Origin of the sequence: Streptomyces sp. 147326, from assembly GCF_045000215.1 — a bacterium.
Lineage (GTDB): Bacteria > Actinomycetota > Actinomycetes > Streptomycetales > Streptomycetaceae > Streptomyces.
In genome coordinates, this window is the sequence record NZ_CP134201.1 from 5784479 (window position 1) to 5803836 (window position 19358).

A 19358-nucleotide genomic window follows, 5' to 3' on the forward strand; every position below is an offset into this window, starting at 1 on the left:
GGGCTACTTCGCCTTCGCGATGTCCGTGTCGATCTGCTGGTCGGCCTTGGCGAGGCCGGCCGGGATGTCGGTGACGTCGCCCTTCTCGACCGCGTACGCGAAGTCCTGGAAGGTCAGCTGGTAGGTGCCGCCGTCGGCCTGGGCCGGGGTGGTGCCGGACTTGGGGTGCCGGGCGATGTCGAGGAAGGTCTTGAACTCCGGGGTCACCTGGAGGTTCGGGGACTCCAGGGCGGCCAGCGTGGACGGCACGTTGTGGATGGCGTTGGCGAAGGCCACCACCGCCTCGGTGTCGGTGGTCATGTACTTGACCAGCTCCCAGGCCGCGTTCTGCTTCTTGCTGCCGGTGGCGATGCCCATGATCGTGCCGGAGAGGTAGCCCTTGCCGTAGTCGGCGGCCTGCTCGTCCGGTACGGGCAGCGGCGCGGTGCCGATCTCGAACGCGACCCCGGCCTCCTTGGCCATCGGGGCCCGCCATTCGCCGTCGATCTGCATGGCCACCTGGCCGGTGTGGAAGGGGTGTTCGGCGCTCCACTCGTCGCCGAAGGTGCTGCGGAAGCGTTCCAGCTTCTCGTAGCCGCCCAGCTTGTCCACCAGGTCCTTCTGCGCGGTCAGCATTTTCGCGAAGCCCGGGTCCTTCGCCAGGCCGGACTTGCCGTCCGCGCCGAAGTAGGCGGGGCTCCACTGGGCGGCGAGCCGCATGGGGGTGGTCTCGTAGCCGTGGAAGGTGGGCATCAGGCCGACCTGCTCGTACGAGTCCCCCTTGAGCTTGGTCAGCTTCTGCGCGACCTCGGTGAACTGGCTCCACGTCCTGGGGGGTTCGGTGATGCCGGCGGCGGCGAAGGCGGTCTTGTTGTAGACGAGGCCGTACGCGTCGTGCAGCAGCGGCAGCGTGCACTGGTTGCCGTTGAACTGGGTGTACTCCAGCAGGGTCTTGGGGAAGACCTTCGTCTTGTCGACCCCGGACTTCTGGAGGAAGGGGTTCAGGTCGGCGAAGGCGCGGGAGTTGCAGAACTTGCCGACGCTGTCGGTGGTGAAGGAGGACACCACGTCGGGGGCCTTGTCCCCGCCCGCGCGCAGGGCCTGGTTGATCTTGTCGTCGGTCATGTTGCCCGTGACCTTGACCTTGATGTTCGGGTGCGCCTGCTCGAACCGGGCGATGTTGTCCTCGATCGCCTTGGCCTCGCTCGGCGCGGACCAGCCGTGCCAGAAGTTCAGGGTGACGTCCGCCTTCGGGTCGTCGGACGCCGTGTCCGCGCTCTGGCCCGTGCAGGCCGTGGCGAGTGCGGATATCGCGGCGAGGAGGGCGGCTGCGGTGGTCAGGCGTCCGGTTCTGGGCATGGCGGGGCTCGCTCTCTGCGGAGGACGAAACTTCCGGTGGGGGGCGGGGCGGGGCGGGGCGGGGCCGGGTGGGGCGGTTCAGCGGGAGGTGTCGAACACTTCGTCCCGGGTGGCGGCCAGCGCGCTCTCCAGCGCGCCGTGCAGGACCGGCCGTTCCCGCACCTCGCCGGCGACCAGCAGGGGCCGGGAGGGGGCCAGTTCGGCGAGCTCGGCCTCCAGCAGCGCACGCAGCGGCTCGCCGCCCGCGCTGATCGCGGCCCCGGACAGGACCACGATCTCCGGGTCCAGCACGGCGACGAGCGAGGCGAGACCGGTGGCGAGCGCGGTGGCGTACGCCTGGAGGAAGCTCAGGTGCGCGCCCTCCGGGGCGGCGGCGGCCCGCCCGAGCAGGGCGACGGCGGCGGCGACCTCGGGGCTGTGCGGGCCGCCGTGGCCGCCGGGGGCGTCGTCGGAGTCTGCGTCGTGCCCGGTCGCGGCCTCCATGCCCAGTTCCGCGGCGAGCCGGGGCAGTCCCTCCACGCCGGCCAGCTCCTGGTAGCCGCCGGAGTTGGCCCGGGTGACCTGCCGGACCAGGGGGCGGCCGGGCACGGGCAGGAAGCCCACCTCGCCCGCGCCGCCGGTCCAGCCGCGGTGCAGCCGGCCGCCGAGCACCAGGGCGGCGCCGAGGCCCTCCTCGTTCCAGAGCAGGACGAAGTCCTCGTGGCCGCGGGCCGCGCCGAGGCGCTGCTCGGCCACCGCGGCGAGGTTGACGTCGTTCTCGTACTCGACGGGCATCGGCAGGGCCGCGGCCAGGTCTTCGAGCAGGGTGGGGGAGTGCCAGCCGGGCAGGTGGCTGGCGTAGCGCAGCCGGCCGCTCTGCGGGTCGAAGGCGCCCGGGGTGGCGATGACCACCCGGTGCAGGTCGGAGCGGTGCAGTCCGGCGGCCTTGACGGCTCCGCCGAGGGCCTCGGTCACCTGGTCCACGGCCTGGGCGCCCTCGGTGTACGGAACCTCGTGGGAGGCGATCACCGTCCCGGTGAGGTCGGCGACGGCCGCCAGCACGCGCCCCGGGGTGACGTCGAGTCCGCCGACGTACGCGGCGCGGGGGTTGAGCGCGTACAGCTGGGCGCTGGGGCCGGGGCGGCCGCCGGCGGTGCCGGTGGCCAGGACGAGTCCGGCGGCTTCCAAGCGGGCCAGCAGCTGGGAGGCGGTGGGTTTGGACAGTCCGGTCAGGTGCCCGATGCGGGTCCGCGACAGCGGGCCGTGCGTCAGCAGGAGTTCGAGCGCGGCCCGGTCGTTCATGGCGCGCAGCAGACTGGGCGTTCCGGGCGTGGCGGCGGGCATGGAGCGGCTCTCCCTCACCGAGGCGATCTGTTAGGTAAGTTTCCTATCACCGTGCGATCCGTGTCAATGCCGCTGTTCGATGCCGCTGCCCCGCAGGTCATTCACGAATGACCTGCGGGGCAGCGGGGGCGGAACGGGGGCGCAGCGGCTACTTCGTGATCCGCGGGCCGGCCGGCGGCGGGATCGGGGCGGTGGCCAGCGACTGCGGGGAGGCCGGGTTCGCCAGTGCCGACGGCGCGGCGACGGAGGCCGACGGGTCCGCCGGGGCCTCGTCCTCGTCCTCCGCGGCCGGCATGCCGCCGATGATCCGGATGCCCGCGGCGTCGAAGGCCTCCTTGATCCGCCAGCGCAGTTCCCGCTCCACCGCGAACTGCTGGCCCGGCATCGTCTTCGCCGACACCTTCACCGTCATCGAGGCGAGCAGCACCTCGTCCAGGCCGAGTACCTCCACCGGGCCCCACAGGCGCTCGTCCCACGGGGACTCCTTCGCCAGGGCATTGGCGACCTCCTGGACCACCTCGCGGATCCGCGGCAGGTTCTCCGTGGGCTTGACCTGGACGTCCACGCCCGCGGTCGCCCAGCCCTGGCTGAGGTTGCCGATCCGCTTGATCTCGCCGTTGCGCACGTACCAGATCTCGCCGTTGTCCCCGCGCAGCTTGGTCACGCGCAGCCCGACCTCGATGACCTCGCCCGAGGCCACGCCCGCGTCGATCTTGTCACCGACGCCGTACTGGTCCTCCATGATCATGAAGACGCCGGACAGGAAGTCCGTGACCAGGTTCCGGGCGCCGAAACCGATGGCCACACCGGCCACACCGGCACTCGCCAGGAGCGGGGCCAGATCGATCTTCAGCGCGGCCAGCACCATCAGCGCGGCCGTGCCGAGGATCAGGAACGAGGCCACCGAACGCAGGACCGAGCCGATCGCCTCCGAACGCTGGCGCCTCCGCTCGGCATTGACCAGCAGCCCGCCGAGCGCGGTGCCCTCCACCGCCTCCGCGCTGGTGTTCATCCGGGTAATCAGCTTGGTCAGCGCCTTGCGGACCATCGACCGTATGACCCCCGCGATCACCACGATCAGCAGGATCCGCAGGCCGATGCTCAGCCAGGTGGCCCAGTTCTGCTCGATGAAGCTCGCGGCCTCGGTGACGCTGGCCTGCGCCTCCTTGACCGAGGCGGGCGCGTCCGGAACGTCGGCTGCCAACGGCAGCAGAGCGGCGGGCCAGGGCACGACGGGAACCTCCATGTATAGCGGTCTGCCCGCCGGGGTCCCCCCGGACGGAGTCCGGGGGAGGTCGTACGGGCCAGACCATCCACACTAACGGGGCAATCCCTTCACCTTGGTGCCGTGTTCGAGGGAGAGACCAGACTCACCTGGGGATGACTGACTGTGGTTGAAAACACCTCGGACCCGTTACGGGCGCGTGGTGGCGCTTCGACCAGCCGTAAGGAGAGACTGGAGAGCAGATCGTCCCGGCGCGAGCCACGCGCCGCCGACGTACAAGGAGGCAGTCCGTGCCGCACGTCCTGGTCCTCAATGCGTCGTACGAGCCCCTCGGCGTCGTACCGCTCCGCCGCGCGCTCGTCCTCGTCCTGGAGAACAAAGCGGTCTCCCTGGAGGAATCCGGCGCCTATCTGCACAGCGCGACGAGGGTCGTCCCCGCTCCCAGCGTGGTACGGCTCAAGCGCTTCGTGCGGGTCCCCTACCGGGGGCCCGTTCCACTCACCCGGCGCGCCCTGTTCGCGCGGGACGGCGGCCGGTGCATGTACTGCGGCGCCGTCGCCACCAGCGTCGACCACGTCATCCCCCGCAGCCGGGGCGGGCAGCACGCCTGGGACAACGTCGTCGCCGCGTGCCGCCGCTGCAACCACGTCAAGGCCGACCGGCACCTGCTGGAGCTGGGCTGGCGCCTGCGCCACCAGCCGGCGCCTCCCTCCGGGCTGGCCTGGCGGATCATCGGGACGGGGCACCGGGACCCCCGCTGGATGCCGTACCTCCAGCCGTACGGGGCCGAGGACGCGCTGGAGCGCATCGGGGTCGCGGCGTCCTGACGGGCCCCGGCCGGGGGCTACGCAGCGGACTCCACCGGGTTGCGCCCGCCCGCCGGCCGGCCGCGGGCCGGCCTCCCGGGGCCGGCCCCCGCAACGGCGCCGCATTCGGGCGGGAGCGGAGACCGGCCCGACGAACGCGCGACCGCCCGGCCAGGGCTACGGCGTGGCCGCGTAGGCCTCCACCGACCAGAGGGAGCAGCCGTAGCGGGTGGCGCGGCGGTCGCACGTGATGCGCAGGAAGCGGGTGTCGGGCGCGTCCAGGCGGAGCGACTCGCGGCCGCCCGCCGAGGCCGTGACGGCCGCCCCCGGGCGCCAGGTGACGCCGTCCGCGGAGGTCTCCACCCGGTAGGCGGACGGGTACGCGTCCTGCCAGTGCAGCTCCAGCCGCCCGACCCGGGCCGGGGCGGGCAGCTGCGCCTGCCACCACGCTCCGTCCACCGGCGGCGAGGACCAGCGGGTGGCCGCGGAGCCGTCCACGGCCGCCGAGGCCGGGAAGGCGGGGGTCTCGTCCGCCGAGGAGCTCGCCCGCGCGGTGCGCAGCAGGTCCGGGCCGCCGGTGCGGGGCACGGCCCGTACGGTCAGGGTCCGGGTCTCGCCGTCGAAGGTGACCGGGACCTGGTAGGTGCCCGGCGCGGTGGTCGGCGCCACCACGACCTCCAGCGGGATCGACACCTGCCCGCCGCGCGGCGCCACCGCGGCCTCCGGGAGACGGACCTCTATGCCCGCCGGCGGCCGCGCCGACAGCGGCCCGCGGACCTCGCCGGGGCCCAGCGCGGACAGCTGCGCCGAGAGCCGCCGCGGGGCGCCGCCGATCTCGGCGTCGGCCGCGGCCCCGTCGGCCAGCTCGAAGCGGGACCGCGGGCCGTCCCCGAACCACGGGACCACCCGGTGCACCACGGGTGCGGCGCCCGTCCCGGCCCAGGACAGCCGGACCGCGTCCGCGCTCAGCCCGGCCGTGTCCACCTGGGTCCAGCCCGAGGCCGCGGCGTCGGCGACCTTGCGCCAGCCCTCGCCCGGTACGTGCGCCTCCACCGCCGCGCCCCGCGCCCCCGCCGGGAACGGCTCCGTCATCACGGTCACCGCCGACACCGGGCGCGCGGCGTCCAGCCGGACCGTCCAGGCCTCGGGCTCCTTCGTCACCGTGCCCGTGGTGCGGGCGACGCCGGTCCAGGCGTCCGCCTCCGCCGCCGCCTTCGTCAGGAAGGGCTCCAGGACGGACTTGTCCACCCGGGCCGTCCCCGGTTCCGCCAGTGCCTCGCGGGCCTCGGCCAGGGCCCGGGACGCCTGCCAGGCGGCGGCCCCGTCCCCGCGGGCCTGGGCCTGGAGGACGTCCACGGCCAGTTCGCCGGCCGCTCCGTAGCGCGCCAGCCGCTCCAGCCAGGGCCCCGCCTCGTCCGACAGGGCCGGCAGCCGGCCGGGGGCCTCGCGCAGGACCGTGAACGCCTTGCGCAGCTCGGCCCCGGCCGCCGGATCGCCTGCGGCGCGGGCCTTCCAGAACTGCTCGACCAGCGGCTTCAGATAGGCCGACTCCTCCTGCTTCAGACCCGAAGACGCGGTGTTCCCGGCCAGCGCCGCCACCGCCTCGCGCTCCCGCGGGTCGGAGCCCGCGAGATCGCGCACCGCCGCCTGCCAGGACTCGCCGGCCCGGTAGCCGCGCGGGTTCCAGGCGAAGTCCGCCGCCGTGAAGAGCGGGATCCGCGACAGGATGGGCTGCTGCATCGCGTTGGCCAGCAGCGCCGCCGAGCCGCCCGCCACCGCGGGATCGCGGCCCGCGTACGGGCCGAGGAAGATGCGGCCCGGATCCCAGTCGTTGACCGGGTAGTTGTCCATGGTGATCAGGGGCTGCTGCCCCATGGCGGAGCGCGCCCCGGCCAGTTCCCTGCCCGTGATCGTGCGCGGCACCACGCCGACGCCCGTCCAGGCCACTTCCACCCGCGGGTCCAGCGCGCCCGCCAGGGCCGTCCGGTAGGAGGTGGTGCCCTCCTGGTAGTACTCCGTCGGCAGCAGCGACAGGGCGGGCGCGCCCGGATACCGGGCTGCCAGGTGCGCGGCCAGCTCGTTCGCGACCTCCGCGTGCGCCTTCGCGGCCGCCGCCGGGCCCTTCCCGTACCGCTCCCGGTCCGCGCGGCAGCCCCATTCCGAGTAGCTGACGTCCTGGAACTGCACCTGGAACGCACGGAAGCCGAGGTCCCACATCGCGTCCAGCTTGCGCGCGAGCGCCGCCCGGTCGGCCGCCGAGGACAGGCACATCGACTGGCCGGGGGTGACCGCCCAGGCCAGGACCACCCGGTTGGCGCGGGCCCGTTCGGCCAGCGCGCGGAACTCCTCCTGCTGCGCCTGCGGGTAGTCCGTGCGCCAGCCCGTCGTCCGGTACGGATCGTCCCCGGGCGCGACCAGCAGCCGGTTCTGCTTGGTGCGCCCCATGAAGTCCAGCTGGGCGAGGCGCTGTTCGTTGGTCCACGGCTGCCCGTAGAAGCCCTCGGTGATCCCGCGCACCGGCGCGATCGGCCAGTCCCGCACCAGTACCCCGGGCACCTTCCCGCGGCCCGCCGCGAGCAGCTGGCGCAGCGTCTGCGCCGCGTGGAAGAGCCCCGCGTCCCCTACGCCGGCCAGCGCGACCGTGTCCCGGCCGCCGGGCCGCCCCACCGCCAGCCGGTAGCCCCCGTCCGGCAGGTCCTTCGCCGCGGCCGCGCCCAGCGCCCGCAGCGCCTGCTCGGCACCCGCGTCGTCGAGCCGCACGACGGTGCCCCGCTCGGGCACCGGCGTCCCCGGGGCCGGCTCGTGGAGGGTGCGTACGCCCGCCCGGCGCAGGGCGTCCCGCACCACCTGGAGGGCGTACGGATCGGCGTCGGCCGGCGCCACCAGCACGGCCTCCGCACCCAGCGGCACCTCGCGCGCCGGATCGGCGGTCATCGACTGCGGCCGCGGCCACACGGCGGGCCCCTCGGAGGCCGCCCGGGGGGTGTCGGCGCCGGGGTCGAGCACGGGGCCGACGGTGCCGTTGGCGGCGACCGCGGCGCCGCCGCCGCCCGGTGCGAGGGTCGGCGCGTCCGGGACGGAGGGCGCCGTGAGGCTGCCGGGCGGCGCGGCGGCCACGGCGCCGCCGAGCAGCGACCCGATCACCGCGATGGCGGCGGCCGTCGACCGTTTCCTGCCCCTGAGCTGCACAGAGCCTCCTCGTCCCGAGACGTTCCCCACTCGCACGGATGAGCCCGAGCCCACCACCCGTGCGGCTGGAGTGTCAATGCGGGTGGGTGATCTGACCCGGATATGCCAGGAATGCGGTCCCTCCGAGTGGGTATGGCTGCCGTGTTCCCCGGCGGCGTCCCGCCCTTCTGCACCACTCTTCTGACTCACCCTCACCGCCTCATGCCGCACGAAGGAGCGCCCGTAGATGGACGACTTGGCCCGGCTCGCCGCCCTGCACGGCATCGCCACCACCTATCAGCCCGCCAAGGACGTCACCGTCCCGGTCCCGGAGGCCACCGTCAAGGCCGTCCTCGGCCTGATCGGGGTGGTCACCGACACCCCCGGGGACGTCCGGGCGGAGGCCGACGGCGCCGAGCGGGAGAGGGCCGCGCGGCTGCTGCCGCCCACCCTGGTGCAGTGGCGGGGGGACGCCGCCGCGTCCGTCCCTCCCGCGCGGCCGCCCGCCCTGGCCGCGCTGCCGCCCGGGACCCGGCTCCGGGTGGCGCTGGAGGACACCGGCGGGCACGTGCCGTGGAGCCCCGGCCTGCCCCTCGGGGTCCACCGGGTGACCGCCGAAGCCCCCGACGGGCGGACCGCCGAGGCCACCCTCGTCGTGGCCCCGGAGCGGGCCCCGGCCGCACCCGAGCGGGCCCACGGGCTGCTCGTCCAGCTCTACTCCCTGCTCTCCGAACGCTCCTGGGGCATGGGCGACCTCGGCGACCTCGCGGCGCTCGCCCGCTGGGCCGGCCGCACGTACGGCGCCGGCTTCATCCAGGTCAACCCGCTGCACGCGGCCGTGCCCGGCACCCCGACCGACCCCTCCCCGTACCGGCCGTCCTCGCGCCGCTTCCCGGACCCGGTCCACCTGCGGATCGAGGACGTACCGGAGTACGCCGACTGCCCCGACCGCGCGGCCCTCGCCGAACTCGTCGGCCAGGGCGCGCAACTGCGCCACGAGGTGCTGGAGAAGGGCGCGCTCATCGACCGGGACGCCGTATGGGACCTCAAGCGGCAGGCCCTGGAGCTGCTGTACGCCGTCCCGCGCACGCCCGAACGCGAGACCGCCTACCGCGCGTTCCTCGACGGGCAGGGCGCTGCACTGGACGTGCACGCCGCCTGGTGCGCCGGACACGCGGGGGAGGACCCGGAGGAGCGCGCTGACTTCCACCGCTGGCTGGTCTGGCTGACGGACGGCCAGCTCGCCGCCGCCCAGCGGGCCGCCCGGGAGGCGGGCATGGCCGTCGGCATCGTGCACGACCTCGCCGTCGGGGTGCACCCGCAGGGCTCCGACGTCTTCGGGTCGCCCAGCTACGCCCGGCACATCTCCGTCGGCGCCCCGCCGGACGCCTTCAACGCGCGCGGCCAGGACTGGGGGTTGCCGCCATGGCGCCCCGACGTGCTGGCCGCCACCGCCTACGCCCCCTTCCGGTCGCTGCTGCGCGGGGTGTTCAGCTACGCCGGCGCGCTGCGGATCGACCACGTCATGGGCCTGTTCCGGCTGTGGTGGATCCCGGAGGGGACCCCGCCCGCCGAGGGCACGTACGTCGGCTACGACGGCGAGGCCATGCTGGCCATCCTGGTCCTGGAGGCCCACCGGGCCGGCGCCCTGGTCATCGGCGAGGACCTCGGGACGGTGGAGCCGCGGGTCCGTCAGGAGCTGGCCCGGCGCGGGGTGCTCGGCACCTCGGTGCTCTGGTTCGAACGGGACTGGGCCGGCACCGGGAACCCCCTTCCGCCGCAGGCCTGGCGGGCCGACTGCCTGGCCACGGCCACCACCCACGACCTGCCGCCCACGGCCGCCAAGCTCGCCGGGGCGCACGTGGAACTGCGCGACCGGCTCGGCCTGCTGACCCGCCCGGCCGCGCAGGAACGGGCCGAGGACGCCGCCGACACCGCCGAGTGGCTGGAGCTGCTGGACCGGCTCGGCCTGGAGACCAAGGGCGAGGAGGCCGCCGTACGGGCCCTGTACGAGTTCCTGCTGCGCACCCCGGCGCGGCTGGTCGGAGTGTGGCTGCCGGACGCGGTGGGGGACCGGCGGCCGCAGAACCTGCCCGGCACCTGGGACCAGTACCCCAATTGGCGGCTTCCGGTGGCGGATGCCGGGGGGCGGCCGCTGACGCTGGAGGAGCTGGTCGCCTCGCCCCGGGCGAACGCCCTGCTGGGGGCGCTGGCAGAGGGCGTGCGACCTCGTACGGCACCCCCGGGCGCGCGCCCCGTTTAGGTGTTCGCTACGTTTGCACCGTGGACAAGAAGAACGCTCTGCGCGCCGGCGCCGTCACGGCCGGAACGACGCTGATGATGCTGCTGATGACGTCTCCCGCCCTCGCGCTGACCCGCGACGACGGTGACGACCCGGGCCCGGGCCTCAGCATTGGCGAGACGCTCGGCCTGTACGTGGCCCTGCCGATCGTGCTGTTCCTGGTCATCGCGGGTCTCGTGATGGTCCTCGACAAGTCGGACAGGCAGCAGAAGCAGGCCTGAGCAGGTCAGGCCTCGCGGGGTCGGGACCGCAGGACTTTCCGGGCGCCGGGGGTCCGCACCGCCGATTCGCATCGGCCGTGTGGCGACCCCCGGCGCCTTGTCGTGTCCTCGGGCGCCTCGGGCGCCTCGGACGCCTCGGACGCCTCGGATTCCTCAGATGCCGGCCAGTAGCTTGCGCAGCAGGCCGGTGAGTACGCCGACCTCCTCGTCGCTCAGCCCGGTCAGCGCGTCGCGCTGCACCTCCAGGCCGGCGGCGACCGCCTCGTCGATGAGTGCGAGGCCGCGGTCGGTGATCGTCACCTGGAGCCCCCGCCGGTCGTGCGGATCGGGCTTGCGGCAGAGCAGCCCGGCCTTCTCCAGCTTGTCCAGCCGCCCGGTCATGCCGCCCGTGGTGAGCATGAGGGTGGCCGAGAGCTGGCGGGGCGAGAGCGTGTACGGGGCGCCCGAACGGCGCAGGGTGGCGATGACGTCGAACTCCCCGCGCGAGATGCCGAAGCGCGAGTAGCGCTCTTCCATCGCGTCGCCCATGGCCTTGGCGATCCGGTAGATGCGTCCGAAGACGGCCATGGGGGCCGTGTCCAGGTCGGGGCGCACGGCGAACCACTGGGCCGTGATCGCGTCGACGGCGTCCTTGTCGTCACTCATGAGTGCAGTATTCCGCTTCCCTGAGATCGTTCGCAAGAAAGTTGCTTGACGAAAAGTAGCTTAGCGATAAGCTACTTACGAGCAACCGAATCCGGGGGAGAGGCCGTCATGGCAGTGTTCAGGAGCAGGACGGCGACAGCCGGGGAGGCGAAGGTCGCGGGGGAGCGGTCGCTGCTCCTCGGCATCGGCACCAGTGCGATCGGGATCGGCATGTACGTCCCGTTCTCGCTCGTCTTCTTCCACCACGTCACCGGCCTCTCCCTCACCCTCGTCGGCCTGGTCATGACGGTCACCGGACTGGCCGGGCTGGCGTTCATGCCGCTGGCCGGCTCGGCCGTCGACCGCTTCGGCGCCAAGAACGTCAGCCTGGTGCTCTACGGGATCCGGGCGCTCGGCTTCGCCCTCTACCCCCTCGCGAGCTCCCTGCCCGCCTTCGCGGCCGTCTCCCTCGTCACCGCGCTCGCCGACCGCTCCTTCGGAGTCGTCCAGCAGTCCCTGATCGGCGAGGTGGCGCGGGGCGCCGCCCGCGACCGGCTCCAGGCGTCCACCCGGGCCCTGCAGAACGCCGGGATGGGCGCGGGCGCCCTGCTCGTCTCCGGAGTGCTGGCGCTGTGGGGGACCGGCGGATTCACGTACACCGCCTGGGGAAACTCCCTGGCCTTCGCCCTCGCCGGACTGCTCGTCAGCCGGGTCCGCACGCTCCGCGACGCCGCGGCCGGCTCCGCCGGGCGGGCCGCCGCCGGATACCGGATGGTCCTGCGCGACCGCCCCTTCCTCGGACTGACCGCCGCCAACTTCCTCGCCGCGCTCGGCTACTCCGCCCTCTCCGTCCTCTTCCCGCTCTACCTCTCCACCTGGCTGGCGGCCCCCGACTCCCTCACCGGCGCCGCCTTCACCGTCAATACCGTCCTGTGCGCCGGGACCGGCGTGCTGATCGCGGGCCGCGTCCGCCGCTCCGGTGCCCGCCGCACCCGCTCGGCCGCCCTCGGCGCCCTGCTCTTCGCCGCCGCCTTCGTCGGACAGATCGTCCTCGGCACGCTGCGCCCGGGCCAGACCGTGACCCTGGTCGCGCTGCTGGTCATCGTCGTCGTCTACACCGTCGGCGAACTCGTGCACAGCCCCTCCGGCGGCGCCCTGTCGGTCTCCGCCGCCCCCGAGGCCGTCCGCGGCCGCTACCTGGCCACCTACCAGCTGTCCTACTCGCTGGCCAGTGCGCTCGCCCCCTCACTCTTCACCGCCCTGATCGCCGTCGACGGCCGCCTGCCCTGGGCCGTCCTCACCGTCGCCGCCCTCGGCGCGGCCCTGGCGCTGGTCCGGCTGGAGCGGCACCTGCCGGCCGAGGCCGTGCACGCCGAGCCGCGTGTCGCGGCCGGGGGCGGGCCGGCCCCCGCGCGCCGGCCGGCCGCCGTCGCCGCCTGAACCGTCCCGCCCGGTCCCGCCTTCCTCACCCGATCGAGGAGCCACCCGCCATGAAGCGCTTCGCCACCGTCGCCCTGACCGCCCTCGCCCCCATCTCCTGGGGCTCCACCTACGCCGTGGCCACCGAACTGCTACCGCCCGACCGGCCGCTGTTCACCGGGGTCATGCGGGCCCTGCCCGCCGGCCTGCTGCTGACCGCCCTGGCCCGCACCCTGCCCAAGGGCGAGTGGTGGTGGAAGTCCGCCGTCCTCGGCATCCTCAACATCGGCGCCTTCTTCCCGCTCCTCTTCCTCTCCGCCTACCGGCTCCCCGGCGGTGTCGCCGCCGTACTGGGCGCCGCCGGCCCGCTGTTCGTCGTAGGACTCGCCGCCCTCGTCCTCGGGGAGCGGGCGAGCCTGCGCACCGTACTGGCGGCCGTCGTGGGGGCGTTCGGCGTGAGCATGGTCGTCCTCACCGCCGAGGCGGGACTCGACGCCGTCGGCGTCATCGCCGGCGTGATCTCCTCCGCCTCGATGGGTGCGGGCACCGTCATGACCAAGCGCTGGGGCCGCCCCGAAGGCGTCGGCCCGCTGGCGATGACCGGCTGGCAGCTCACCGCCGGCGGGCTGTTCATCATCCCGGTCGCCGCCCTCGTCGAGGGAGCCCCGCCCGCGCTCGACGGCAAGGCCCTCCTCGGCTACGGCTACATGATGCTGATCAACACCGGTATCGCGTACTGGCTCTGGTTCCGCGGCATCGGACAGCTCACCGCCACCTCGGTCACCCTGCTCGGACCGCTCTCCCCGCTCACCGCCGCCGTCATCGGCTGGGCCGCCCTCGGCCAGGCTCTGTCGCCCGTACAGCTCGTGGGCATGGCGATCGCCTTCGGGGCCACCGTCGCCGGTCAGCTGGCGGCCGCCCGCCAGCCGCGACCTTTCAGTTCTACTGAACAGAACAATCAAAACATTTCGATGGACCTGACCGATGAGAGGGTGCGACGGTAGTCCGACGACACAGAGCCCGACCGACTCCGAGGGGGAGACACACAGTGGCCGTCATGGACCGCGACCGCGTCCGTACCGTTTCGCACGCCGAGCCCGGCAGCACGGCGAAGAAGGGCGCCGCCGGACTCGGCGTCCTGCTCGCCCTGACCGCGACGGTCGTCTGGTCCGGCAGCTTCGTGGCCACCCGGGGAATGGCCGAGACCGTCCCGCCCGTCCAGGCGGTCTTCTGGCGCTGGATCATCGCCCTGATCGCCGTCGCCCCCTTCGCCGCCCGCCAGGCCTGGCAGCAGCGGGCCCTGATCCGGCGGCACTTCGGCTACATCGCCCTCGCCTCGCTGTTCGGCGTCGCCCTCTACAACACGCTCGTGCACCAGGCCGGACTGACCACCTCCGCCTCCAACATGGGCATGATCATGGCCGCCTCGCCCGTCATCATGGCGCTCTACGCCCGCCTCGGCGGCGAACGGCTCGGCCCCCGGCGGACCTTCGGAATGCTGCTCGCCGCCTTCGGCGTGCTGCTCCTCGTCGGTGACGGCTCCCTCGGATTCGACTTCGGCGCCGGCGACCTGTGGATGTTCGGCGCCGCCCTCTCCTTCGCCACGTACAGCGCCCTGCTGCGGCGCAAGCCCGCCGAACTGGGCGGACTCGCCTTCCTGATCACCACCTTCGTGCTCGGCGCGCTGATGCTGGCACCCGTCTACGCCGTCTCCGTCTCCGTCCAGGGCGGCTTCGACATCACCACCGGGACCGTGGGCCCGCTGCTGTACGTCGGGGTGTTCTCCTCGGCCGTCGCCTTCTTCGCCTGGAACAAGGCGATCTCGATCATCGGGGCGGCCCGCGCCGGAGTCGTCTACTACCTCCAGCCGGTGTGCGTGGCGGGGCTCGGCTTCCTGCTGCTGGGCGAGCAGACCGGCCCCGCGCAACTGCTCTGCATGGCACTGATCCTGGGCGGTGTCGGGCTCGGTGCCCGGCGGTAGGTTCGGGCCCATGACCGAGTGGGACATCAAGAAGCTGCGGATCCTGCGGGCCCTCGCCGAACAGGGGACCGTGACCGCGACGGCCGAGGCGCTGCACATGACGCCCTCGGCCGTTTCGCAGCAGCTGACGAACCTCGCCCGGCAGCTGGGGGTGACCCTGCTGGAGGCCGAGGGCCGGCGGGTCCGCCTCACCGACGCGGCCCACCTCGTCCTGCGGCACGCGGAGGCGGTGTTCGCACAGCTGGAGGCGGCCGACGCGGAGCTGGCCGGGTATCTGGCCGGGGACGCGGGGGAGGTACGGGTCGGCGCCTTCTCCACGGCCGTTCCGGCACTCGTGGTCCCGGCGGTGGCAGCGCTGCGCACGACCCGTCCGGGGGTGGAGGTACGGGTCCGGGAGGCCGAGGCGGCGGAGTCGTACGAGCTCCTGTCGGCCGGGGGCGTCGACCTGGCGCTGTCGCTGGCGGCCCATGCGCCGACCGCGCGGGACGCCCGGTTCACCCGGGTGACGCTCCTGGAGGACCCGCTGGACGTGGCGCTCCCGCCGGGGCATCCGCTGGCGGGCGCGGCGGGGCTTCGGCTGGCGGACCTGTCCGGCGACCGGTGGATCTACGGGGGCAGCGGCCCCTGGTCGGAGATCACCCGCACCGCGTGCGAGGCGGCGGGCTTCGTCCCGGAACAGGCGCACTCGGCCTCCGGCTGGACGGCGATCCTGGCCATGGTCGAGGCGGGGATGGGGGTGGCGCTGGTCCCGCGCATGGTGTCGAGCCGGGCGTCGGGGGTGGCGGTGCGGGTGCTGTCGCGGGACCGGCCGACGCGGCATGTGATCGCCGCGGTCCGGCGGGGCGCCGAATCCGCGCCCGCCCTGTCCCACGTGTTGGCCGCCCTGCGCGCCGTCGCCGCCGCACCCTGAGCGCGGGCTGCGGGCTCCGCCCGGACCCCGTCCTGGGGCTCCGCCCCGGACCCCGCTCCTCAATCGCCGGAGGGGCTCAAATACAGCCCCGCCGGCGTTTGAGGCGCGGGGGTCCGGGGGCTGGCCCCCCGGAAACGGCGCCGCACCCGCGGGAGGCGTTGCTTCCGCGGGTGCGGGCGGAGGCCGGGGGCCCGTTAGACCTGAGCGGCAGCGGCGGCGGCGTCGGCCGACTGGGCCTTCAGGGCGCGTTCGACGCCCGCGCGGGACTCCGAGACCAGGCGGCGCAGGGCCGCGTTCGGCTCGGCCGAGGCCAGCCACGCGTCCGTCGCGTCCAGGGTGTCCGCAGAGACCTGGAGCGTCGGGTACAGGCCCACCGCGATCTGCTGGGCGATCTCGTGGCTGCGCGTGTCCCAGACCTCCTTGACCGCCGCGAAGTACTGCGCGATGTACGGGGCCAGCAGCTCGCGCTGGTCGGTCTGGACGAAGCCGCCGATCACGGCCTCCTGCACGGCGTTGGGGAGGTCCGCGGACTCCACGACCGAGGCCCACGCCAGAGCCTTGGCCTCCGCCGTCGGCCGCGCCGCCCGCGCGGTCGCCGCGTGGCGCTCGCCGGCCGCCGTGGGGTCCCGGTCCAGCTCCGCCGCGATGGCCGGCTCGTCCAGGACGCCCGTGGCGACGAGGCGCTCCAGGAACGCCCACCGCAGCTCGGTGTCGACGGCCAGGCCCTCGATCTCCGCCGCGCCGTCGAGCAGCGCCGACAGGTAGGTCAGCTGCCCCTCGGTGCGGGCCGTGGCGGCGAAGGCCCGTGCCCACGCCAGCTGGTGGTCGCTGCCCGGTGCCGCCGCACGCAGGTGCTCCAGGGTGGCCTCGGTCCAGGCCGCCAGGCCCTGCTCCCGCCACGCCGGGTCGGCGTACAGGTCCACGGCCAGCTTCACCTGGCGGTGCAGCGACTGGACGACGCCGATGTCGGACTCCTTGCCGATGCCCGAGAGGACCAGCGCGAGGTAGTCGCGGGTGGCGAGCTCGCCGTCCCGCGTCATGTCCCAGGCGGAGGCCCAGCACAGCGCGCGCGGCAGGGACTCCGCGAAGTCGCCGATGTGCGCCGTGACCGTGGCGAGGGACTCCTCGTCGAGGCGGACCTTCGCGTACGACAGGTCGTCGTCGTTCAGCAGGACGACCGCCGGGCGGGCCCGGCCGACGAGCTCCGGCACCGTGGTGAGCGCGCCGTCGATGTCCAGCTCGATCCGGTCGGTGCGCACGAGGGCGCCGTCCTGGAGCTCGTACAGGCCGACCGCGATGCGGTGCGGGCGCAGGGTGGACTCGCCCTTGGCGCCGGCGGGCAGCGCGGGCGCCTCCTGGCGGATGCCGAAGGCGGTGATCAGGCCGTCCGCGCCGGTGGTGATCTCCGGGCGCAGGATGTTGATGCCGGCCGTCTCCAGCCACGCCTTCGACCAGGCGGTCAGGTCGCGGCCCGAGGTCTCCTCCAGGGCGCCCAGCAGGTCGGACAGGCGGGTGTTCCCGAAGGCGTGCGCCTTGAAGTACGCCTGCACGCCCTTGAAGAAGGCGTCCATGCCGACGTAGGCGACGAGCTGCTTGAGCACCGAGGCGCCCTTGGCGTACGTGATGCCGTCGAAGTTGACCAAGACGTCGTCGAGGTCACGGATGTCCGCCATGATCGGGTGCGTGGACGGCAGCTGGTCCTGCCGGTACGCCCACGTCTTCATGGAGTTGGCGAACGTGGTCCACGCGTGCGGCCACTTCGAGCCCTCGGCGTACGCCTGGCAGGCGATCGACGTGTACGTGGCGAAGGACTCGTTCAGCCACAGGTCGTTCCACCACTCCATGGTGACCAGGTCGCCGAACCACATGTGCGCGAGCTCGTGGAGGATCGTCTCCGCGCGCACCTCGTACGCCGCGTCCGTCACCTTCGAGCGGAAGACGTACTGGTCGCGGATGGTGACCGCGCCCGCGTTCTCCATGGCGCCCGCGTTGAACTCGGGGACGAAGAGCTGGTCGTACTTGGCGAAGGGGTAGTCGTAGGCGAACTTCTCCTGGAACCAGTCGAAGCCCTGCCGGGTCACGTCGAAGATCGCGTCCGCGTCGAGGAACTCGGCGAGCGAGGGCCGGCAGTAGATGCCGAGCGGCACGGACTGGCCGTCCTTGCCCTCGTACGAGCTGTGCACCGCGTGGTACGGGCCGACGATGAGCGCCGTGATGTACGAGGAGATGCGCGGGGTCGGCTCGAAGCGCCAGACGTTGTCCTTGACGTCCGCGGCCTCGGCCCCCTCGGAGATGTCGCGCGGGGAGTTCGAGACGACCGTCCAGCCCTCGGGGGCCGTCACGGTGAACTGGAACGTGGCCTTCAGGTCGGGCTGCTCGAAGCTGGCGAAGACCCGCCGCGCGTCCGGCACCTCGAACTGGGTGTAGAGGTAGGCCTGCTGGTCGACCGGGTCCACGAAGCGGTGCAGGCCCTCGCCGGTGTTCGTGTACGCGCAGTCCGCGACGACCCGGAGCTCGTTGGCCCCGGCCGTCAGATGGGCCAGTGCGATCCGGGAGTCCCGGAAGACCGCCGCGACATCGAGCGACCTGCCGTTGAGGACCACCTCGTGCACGGCCGGTGCGACCAGGTCGATGAAGGTCTCGGCCCCGGCCTCGGCCGACTGGAAGCGCACGGTGGTCACGGACGGGTAGGTGCCACCCTCCTGCGCTCCGCTGAGATCGAGTTCGATCTCGTAGGAGTCGACGGTGAGCAGCTTCGCCCGCTGCTGAGCCTCTTCACGGGTGAGATTCGTGCCTGGCACGCGGTCATCTCCTTCGATGGTGACGTTGCCCCGTCATCCTTCCACGAGGGGAGCGTCACCGGCGCGGAGTAATCCACCGGCGAACACGGGGGGCGGAAACCGGCCGGATACGGCGAAAGGGGAGGAAGCCGTGCGGGCTTCCTCCCCTTCCCCGTGCGGGCGGCGTCAGCCGCGGAGCTCCTCCGCGACGAGCTCCGCGATCTGGACCGCGTTCAGGGCCGCGCCCTTGCGGAGGTTGTCGTTCGAGAGGAACAGCGCGAGGCCGTTCTCCACCGTCTCGTCGGAGCGGATGCGGCCCACGTACGAGGCGTCCTTGCCGGCGGCCTGGAGGGGGGTCGGGATCTCCGACAGCTCGACGCCGGGGGCTTCCTTGAGGAGCTCGTAGGCACGCTCGACGCTGATCGGTCGGTCGAAGCGGGCGTTGATCTGGAGGGAGTGGCCGGAGAAGACCGGCACGCGCACGCAGGTGCCCGAGACCTTGAGCTCCGGGATCTCCAGGATCTTGCGGGACTCGTTGCGGAGCTTCTGCTCCTCGTCGGTCTCGAAGGAGCCGTCGTCGACGATCGAGCCCGCGAGCGGGACGACGTTGTAGGCGATGGGGCGCTTGTAGACGGCCGGCTCCGGGAAGTCCACCGCGCCGCCGTCGAAGGTCAGCTGGTCGGCGGCCTCGGACACCGCGCAGGCCTGGGTGCGCAGCTCGGCGACGCCGGCCAGGCCCGAGCCGGACACGGCCTGGTAGGTGGTGGCGATCAGCGCGGACAGGCCGGCCTCGTCGTGCAGCGGGCGCAGCACCGGCATCGCGGCCATGGTGGTGCAGTTCGGGTTCGCGATGATGCCCTTGGGGCGGTTCTTGATCGCGTGCGGGTTGACCTCGGAGACGACGAGGGGGACCTCGGGGTCCTTGCGCCAGGCGGAGGAGTTGTCGATCACGACGGCGCCCTGCGAGGCGACCTTCTCGGCCAGGGCCTTGGAGGTGGCGCCGCCCGCGGAGAAGAGCACGATGTCCAGGCCCGCGTAGTCGGCCGTGGACGCGTCCTCGATGGTGATCTCCCGGCCCTCCCACTCGAGGGTGGAGCCCGCGGAACGGGCCGAGGCGAACAGCCGCAGCTCGTCCACCGGGAACTTCCGCTCGGCGAGGATGCCGCGCATGACTCCGCCGACCTGTCCGGTGGCTCCGACGATTCCGACCCTCACGGTGACTCCTTTGGTACGTACGACGCGGGCGCGCGTGAAGCCATCA

Annotated in this window: 14 protein-coding genes; 7 read left to right on the forward strand and 7 right to left on the reverse strand. The window is 73.4% G+C overall.

Features of this window, described 5'->3' with window-relative positions; all coding sequences use genetic code 11:
* Positions 1-3 precede the first annotated feature (3 nt).
* The 3 genes from RIU97_RS26475 to RIU97_RS26485 all read right to left on the reverse strand — a co-directional run bounded on the left by RIU97_RS26475 (position 4) and on the right by RIU97_RS26485 (position 3907).
* Complete coding sequence (locus tag RIU97_RS26475) at positions 4-1338, reverse strand: ABC transporter substrate-binding protein (RefSeq protein ID WP_404960090.1); 1335 nt, start codon at positions 1336-1338, stop codon at positions 4-6.
* Positions 1339-1416: 78 nt separating this feature from the next.
* Complete coding sequence (locus RIU97_RS26480; protein WP_404960091.1) at positions 1417-2661, reverse strand: ROK family protein; 1245 nt, start codon at positions 2659-2661, stop codon at positions 1417-1419.
* A gap of 148 nt (positions 2662-2809) precedes the next feature.
* Positions 2810-3907 carry a mechanosensitive ion channel family protein gene (locus tag RIU97_RS26485; protein ID WP_404960092.1) on the reverse strand — a complete coding sequence of 366 codons (1098 nt, stop codon included), beginning with the start codon at positions 3905-3907 and terminating at the stop codon, positions 2810-2812.
* A gap of 269 nt (positions 3908-4176) precedes the next feature.
* Here RIU97_RS26485 and RIU97_RS26490 point away from each other — a divergent pair, with 269 nt between their 5' ends.
* Positions 4177-4713 (forward strand): HNH endonuclease, encoded by a 537-nt coding sequence (locus tag RIU97_RS26490; protein WP_189737015.1) that lies wholly within the window; start codon positions 4177-4179, stop codon positions 4711-4713.
* Positions 4714-4869: 156 nt separating this feature from the next.
* On the opposite strand, the gene RIU97_RS26495 is transcribed toward RIU97_RS26490, so the two are convergent.
* Positions 4870-7881, reverse strand: a complete 3012-nt coding sequence (locus tag RIU97_RS26495; RefSeq protein ID WP_404960093.1) for a beta-N-acetylglucosaminidase domain-containing protein — start codon at positions 7879-7881, stop codon at positions 4870-4872.
* Positions 7882-8107: 226 nt separating this feature from the next.
* On the opposite strand from RIU97_RS26495, the gene RIU97_RS26500 reads away from it, so the two are divergent.
* The gene (locus RIU97_RS26500) at positions 8108-10123 is read left to right on the forward strand and encodes a 4-alpha-glucanotransferase (protein WP_404960094.1); all 2016 of its coding nucleotides are present in this window, start codon (positions 8108-8110) and stop codon (positions 10121-10123) included.
* Between the two features lie 20 nt (positions 10124-10143).
* Positions 10144-10383: a hypothetical protein gene (locus tag RIU97_RS26505; protein WP_404960095.1), complete on the forward strand. Its 240-nt coding sequence runs from the start codon at positions 10144-10146 to the stop codon at positions 10381-10383.
* A gap of 153 nt (positions 10384-10536) precedes the next feature.
* Here the strand turns inward: RIU97_RS26505 and RIU97_RS26510 are convergent, their stop codons facing one another.
* Positions 10537-11028 carry a MarR family winged helix-turn-helix transcriptional regulator gene (locus RIU97_RS26510; RefSeq protein WP_404960096.1) on the reverse strand — a complete coding sequence of 164 codons (492 nt, stop codon included), beginning with the start codon at positions 11026-11028 and terminating at the stop codon, positions 10537-10539.
* 108 nt (positions 11029-11136) lie between these two features.
* On the opposite strand from RIU97_RS26510, the gene RIU97_RS26515 reads away from it, so the two are divergent.
* The 4 genes from RIU97_RS26515 to RIU97_RS26530 are packed head-to-tail and all read left to right on the forward strand — an operon-like array spanning position 11137 to position 15317.
* Positions 11137-12447, forward strand: a complete 1311-nt coding sequence (locus tag RIU97_RS26515) for an MFS transporter (protein WP_404960097.1) — start codon at positions 11137-11139, stop codon at positions 12445-12447.
* 50 nt (positions 12448-12497) lie between these two features.
* Positions 12498-13430 (forward strand): EamA family transporter, encoded by a 933-nt coding sequence (locus RIU97_RS26520; RefSeq protein WP_404960098.1) that lies wholly within the window; start codon positions 12498-12500, stop codon positions 13428-13430.
* Positions 13431-13483: 53 nt separating this feature from the next.
* Positions 13484-14407, forward strand: coding sequence for a DMT family transporter (locus tag RIU97_RS26525; RefSeq protein WP_404960099.1), 924 nt, complete (start codon positions 13484-13486; stop codon positions 14405-14407).
* A 10-nt stretch (positions 14408-14417) separates the two neighbouring features.
* Positions 14418-15317, forward strand: a complete 900-nt coding sequence (locus RIU97_RS26530; RefSeq protein WP_404960100.1) for a LysR family transcriptional regulator — start codon at positions 14418-14420, stop codon at positions 15315-15317.
* 194 nt (positions 15318-15511) lie between these two features.
* Here the strand turns inward: RIU97_RS26530 and pepN are convergent, their stop codons facing one another.
* Both pepN and RIU97_RS26540 read right to left on the reverse strand, forming a co-directional pair.
* Positions 15512-18118 carry an aminopeptidase N gene (gene pepN / locus RIU97_RS26535; RefSeq protein WP_404960102.1) on the reverse strand — a complete coding sequence of 869 codons (2607 nt, stop codon included), beginning with the start codon at positions 18116-18118 and terminating at the stop codon, positions 15512-15514.
* A 165-nt stretch (positions 18119-18283) separates the two neighbouring features.
* Positions 18284-19312, reverse strand: coding sequence for an aspartate-semialdehyde dehydrogenase (locus RIU97_RS26540; RefSeq protein WP_404960104.1), 1029 nt, complete (start codon positions 19310-19312; stop codon positions 18284-18286).
* Positions 19313-19358: the final 46 nt, after the last annotated feature.

Bases quoted from the DNA above. Each gene is read 5' to 3' on its own strand.
- RIU97_RS26500 (WP_404960094.1), top strand. From the start codon at position 8,108: ATGGACGACTTGGCCCGGCTCGCCGCCCTGCACGGCATCGCCACCACC.
- RIU97_RS26530 (WP_404960100.1), top strand. From the start codon at position 14,418: ATGACCGAGTGGGACATCAAGAAGCTGCGGATCCTGCGGGCCCTCGCC.
- RIU97_RS26515 (WP_404960097.1), top strand. From the start codon at position 11,137: ATGGCAGTGTTCAGGAGCAGGACGGCGACAGCCGGGGAGGCGAAGGTC.
- RIU97_RS26525 (WP_404960099.1), top strand. From the start codon at position 13,484: ATGGACCGCGACCGCGTCCGTACCGTTTCGCACGCCGAGCCCGGCAGC.
- RIU97_RS26520 (WP_404960098.1), top strand. From the start codon at position 12,498: ATGAAGCGCTTCGCCACCGTCGCCCTGACCGCCCTCGCCCCCATCTCC.
- RIU97_RS26475 (WP_404960090.1), bottom strand. From the start codon at position 1,338: ATGCCCAGAACCGGACGCCTGACCACCGCAGCCGCCCTCCTCGCCGCG.
- RIU97_RS26480 (WP_404960091.1), bottom strand. From the start codon at position 2,661: ATGCCCGCCGCCACGCCCGGAACGCCCAGTCTGCTGCGCGCCATGAAC.
- RIU97_RS26485 (WP_404960092.1), bottom strand. From the start codon at position 3,907: ATGGAGGTTCCCGTCGTGCCCTGGCCCGCCGCTCTGCTGCCGTTGGCA.
- RIU97_RS26510 (WP_404960096.1), bottom strand. From the start codon at position 11,028: ATGAGTGACGACAAGGACGCCGTCGACGCGATCACGGCCCAGTGGTTC.